2 protein-coding genes are annotated in these 4,910 nt (G+C 74.3%); both read left to right on the top strand.

Features of this window, described 5'->3' with window-relative positions:
* Positions 1-58 precede the first annotated feature (58 nt).
* Positions 59-3,046 carry an SDR family NAD(P)-dependent oxidoreductase gene (locus ABEB07_RS11210; RefSeq protein ID WP_345668142.1) on the top strand — a complete coding sequence of 996 codons (2,988 nt, stop codon included), beginning with the start codon at positions 59-61 and terminating at the stop codon, positions 3,044-3,046.
* A gap of 64 nt (positions 3,047-3,110) precedes the next feature.
* On the top strand, positions 3,111-4,910 hold a 1,800-nt coding region (locus tag ABEB07_RS11205), incomplete at its 3' end, for a type I polyketide synthase (RefSeq protein ID WP_345668141.1).

The following is a 4,910-nucleotide window of genomic DNA, read 5'->3' as shown; positions in this document are numbered from 1 at the left end:
TGGTGAGGGGGGTGTGGAGCGGTTCCTGCGGTCGGTGGGTGAGGTGTATGCGGGGGGTGTGGACGTCGATTGGGGGGCGGCGTTCGACGCGTCCGCCGCGCGGGTGGTGGAGCTGCCGACGTACCCCTTCCAACACCAGCGCTACTGGCTGAAGACCGGGCGCGCCGAGGGCGACGTCTCCTCCGCCGGCCTCGCCGCCTGCGAACACCCCCTCCTCGGCGCCGCCGTGGAACTGCCCGGAACCGGCGGCCTCGCCTTCACCGGCCGCTGGTCCCTGCGCACCCACCCCTGGCTCGCCGATCACGCCGTCTGGGGCACCGCCCTGCTCCCCGGCACCGGCTTCGTCGACCTCGTCCTCACCGCCGGCGCCGCGGCCGACTGCGGCTCCCTGGAAGAACTCGTCATCGAGGCACCCCTCATCCTCCCCGAGGAGGGCGGCATCCAGGTCCGCGTCGAGATCGCCGCCCCCGACGAGTCCGGACGCCGCGCCGTCTCCGTGCACTCCCGCCCCGAGGACGACGAACCCGGCTGGACACGCCACGCCGCCGGCACCCTCGTCCCCGAGGACCTGGAATCCGCCGAGCCCGTGCTCGCCTGGCCGCCGGCCGGCGCCACCCCCGCACCCGTGGACACCGCGTCCGCGTACGCCGGCCTGGCCGAACGCGGCTACGAGTACGGTCCCGCCTTCCAAGGACTGCGCGCCGTGTGGACCCGCGACGGAGAGATCTTCGCCGAGGTCGCACTCCCCGAACAGCAGCAGGAGGACGCCGGACGCTTCTCCCTGCACCCCGCCCTCCTCGACGCCTCGCTGCACGCCCCGCTCCTCTACGGCACCGGCCTGCCCCGGCTGCCCTTCTCCTGGAACGGCATCACCCTGTGGAACCGGGGCGCCTCCCGGCTGCGGGCGCACTTCGTCCCCGCGGGCGAGGAGACCTGGCAGGTCACCGTGACCGACCAGACGGGCGCCCCCGTCGCCCGCGTCGACGGTCTCACCGGCCGCCAGGTGACCCCCGAACAGCTCTCCGGCGCCCGGCTGGCCCGCGAGACCGGCTCCTCCCGGCTGGACGGCTGGGTGTACGGCACGACCTGGACCGAGGCCGAGACCACGGACCCGGCGGCAGCGCCCACCGGCACCTGGCTGGTCGCCGTCCCCGCCGGCCACGCGGACGACAGCACCGTCACCGCATGCCTCACCGCCCTCCGCGACCGGGGCGCCGACGTCGTCCCGCTGCCGGTCGCCGGAACCGCCCGCGACGCCCTCGCCGACCTCCTCACCGGCACGGTGCCCGACCTGGACGCCATCACGGGCGTCCTGTCCCTGCTCGCGCTGGACGAGTCCGCGCACCCCGGCCACCCCGGAGTCACCGGCGGCCTGGCGGCGACCGTCGTCCTCGTCCAGGCCCTCGGCGACACCGAGATCGACGCGCCCCTCTGGCTGGTCACCCAGGGCGCGGTCAGCACCCAGGACACCGACCTCGTGCACAGCGCCGACCAGGCCGCCCTCTGGGGTCTCGGACAGGTCGCCGCCCTCGAACACCCGGGCCGCTGGGGCGGCCTGATCGACCTCCCCGCCACCCTCGACGACGCGACGTGCGCCCGGCTCACCACCGTGCTCGGCGGCGGCAGCGGACAGGAGGACCAACTCGCCCTGCGCGCCGGGACGACCCTCGCCCGCCGCCTGGAGCGAACGGAGCTGTACCGGCCGCAGCCGCACGAGACCCCCTGGCAGCCCACCGGCACCGTGCTGATCACCGGCGGCACCGGAGCCCTCGGCGGGCACGTCGCCCGCCGGATGGCCGCGAGCGGCGCCGGACACCTGGTCCTCGTCAGCCGCCGCGGCGACGACAGCCCGGGCGCCGCGGAACTGACCGCCGAACTCACCGAGGCCGGCGCCCGGGTCACCGTGGCCGCCGTCGACGTCGCCGACCGGCAGGCCCTCGCCGCGCTCCTGGCGCGACTGGCGGCCGACGGCGACCCGGTCCGCGCGGTGGTGCACGCCGCCGGCGTCAACGGCTTCGGCACCCTGGAGGAGACGACACTCGAGGACTTCCACGCCGTCGTAGCGGCCAAGGTGGCCGGGGCGGCCCACCTCGACGCCCTGCTCGCCGACACCCCCCTGGACGCGTTCATCGTGTTCTCGTCCATCGCCGGCGTCTGGGGCAGCGGCGGCCAGAGCGCCTACTCCGCGGGCAACGCCTACCTCGACGCCCTCGCCCGGCGCCGGCGCGGCCGCGGCCGCACCGCCACCTCCATCGCCTGGGGCGCCTGGTCCGGCGGCGGCATGGTCGACGCCGCCTCGGCCGCGCAACTGCGCCGCCAGGGCATCGAGGCGATCCGCCCGGAGCTGATGCTGACCGCCCTGGACCGGACCCTGACGGGAGGCCAGAGCGGCCTCACCGTCGCCCACATCGACTGGAAGCGGTTCCACCCGGCCTTCACCGCTCGCCGGCCCTCCGCACTCCTGGGGGGCGTGCCCGAGGCCCGCCGCATCGCGGCGGCCGAGGCCCGCGCCCGGCGCGCCGACTTCGCCACGGCCGGCTCACTGCGCCGGCGCCTGGCCGACCTGGACGAGGCCGCGCGGACCGAGGCCCTGCTCGACCTGGTGCGCACGGAGACCGCCGTCATCCTCGGCCATCAGGACACACACGCCGTCCACCCCGACCGCGCCTTCCAAGAACTGGGCTTCGACTCGCTCACCGCCGTCGAACTGCGCAACAAACTGTCCGCGGCGACCGGCCTGCGCCTGCCCGCCACCCTCCTGTTCGACCACGCGGCGCCGGCCGTGCTCGCCGCCCACCTGCACGAGGCGCTCGCCTTCGAGGGCGGCCCCGCGGTGCACCCGGCGGTCGCGGAGGCCGAGAAGCTCAGGACCGCGCTCGCCGCCGTCCCCGACGACCAGGCGGTCCGCGCCCAGGTCACCGCCGCCTTGCAGGTCCTGCTGGCCAAGTGGTCCCCGAACACCGCCCAGGACGAGGACGACGATCTCGAGTCGGTCTCCGACGACGAGGTCTTCGACATCATCGACAACGAGTTCACCGCTTCCTGACGCCGCCGTCCCCCCGCTGCCCACCCGTCGTCAGAAGACTTCCCGCAAGGAGCTGACCTTCCCCGTGGCCGACGACAAGAAGTACCGCGAATACCTCAACAAGGCTGTCACCACCGCGCGTCAGGCCACCCGCCGGCTGCGCGAGGTCGAGGAGAAGGCGTGGGAGCCCATCGCCATCGTCGGTATGGCCTGCCGGCTGCCGGGCGGGGTGACCTCCCCCGAGGACCTCTGGCGGCTGGTGGCCGACGGCGTCGACGGCATCACCCCCTTCCCGGCCGACCGGGGCTGGGACCTGGCGGGCATCTACGACCCGGACCCCGACGCACCGGGCAAGTCCTACGTCCGTGAGGGCGGCTTCCTCGACGACGTGGCCGGTTTCGACGCCTCCTTCTTCGGCATCTCCCCGCGCGAGGCGCTGGCGATGGATCCGCAGCAGCGGCTGCTCCTGGAGACCTCCTGGGAGGTCTTCGAACGCGCCGGCATCGACCCCGCCTCCCTGCGCGGCCGCAAAATCGGCTGCTACACCGGCGTCATGCACCACGACTACGCCCCGCGCGTACGACAGGTCCCCGCGGACCTGGAGGCCTACATCGGGCGTGGCAGCACCGGCAGCTTCGCCACGGGCCGCGTCGCCTACACCCTCGGCCTGGAGGGCCCGGCGGTCACGGTGGACACCGCCTGCTCCTCGTCGCTGGTCGCCATCCACCTCGCCGTGCAGTCCCTGCGCACCGGCGAATCGGAGATGGCCCTGGCGGGCGGCGTCGCCGTGATGGCCGACAGCAAAATGTTCGTCGAGTTCTCCCGGCAGCGCGGCCTCTCCCCGGACGGCCGGTGCCGCGCCTTCGCCGCGGGCGCCGACGGCACCGGCTTCTCCGAGGGCGTGGGTGTGCTGCTGCTGGAGCGGTTGTCGGACGCCCGCCGCAACGGTCGTGAGGTTCTCGCGGTGGTGCGGGGCAGCGCGGTGAACCAGGACGGGGCGTCCAATGGTCTGACCGCGCCCAATGGCCCCTCGCAGCAGCGTGTGATCCGGCAGGCGTTGGAGAACGCCCGGTTGTCGGCCGTGGATGTGGATGTGGTGGAGGCGCATGGTACGGGTACGTCGTTGGGTGATCCGATCGAGGCGCAGGCGTTGTTGGCCACGTATGGCCGTGGGCGTGCGGAGGGGTCGCCGTTGTGGCTGGGGTCGTTGAAGTCGAACATCGGTCATGCGCAGGCGGCTGCGGGTGTGGCGGGTGTGATCAAGATGGTGGAGGCGATGCGGCACGGTGTGATGCCGAGGACGTTGCACGTGGACGCTCCGACTCCTGAGGTGGACTGGTCGTCGGGCGGGGTGGAGTTGCTGACGGAGGCGCGGGAGTGGCCCGAGCGGGACGCGCCGCGGCGCGCCGGAGTGTCCTCCTTCGGCCTCAGCGGCACCAACGCCCACGTCGTCATCGAATCCGCGCGGCCCGCACCCGCGGAGCCCGCTCCGGCGGACCCCGCCGACCCCGAGGCCACCGCACCCACCGAGCCCGCTCGCCCTGCCACCGAACGGACCGTGCCGCACGGCACCGTACCGCTGCCCCTGTCCGGCAAGACCCCCGACGCCCTGCGGGCCCAGGCGAGGCAGCTCGCCGCCTTCCTGGAGAGCCGCCCCGACGCCGTGCTGCACGACATCGCCCTCTCCCTCACCGCACGCACGCCGTTCGACCACCGCGGCGTCGTGGTCGCCGGCACCCGCACGGAAGCGGTGGAGCGCCTCGCGGCCCTCGCCGAGGACACCTCCGTGCCGTCCCCCGCCCAGGGTGACACCGGTGTCGTGTTCGTGTTTCCGGGGCAGGGGGCGCAGTGGGTGGGGATGGCGTCGGGGTTGTTGGCGGAGTCG

The sequence above is a fragment of the Streptomyces similanensis genome (assembly GCF_039543625.1).
In the GTDB taxonomy this organism is placed as follows: domain Bacteria; phylum Actinomycetota; class Actinomycetes; order Streptomycetales; family Streptomycetaceae; genus Streptomyces; species Streptomyces similanensis.
Note: the sequence above shows the minus strand (reverse complement) of the source record. Positions and strands in the feature narration are given on the sequence as shown.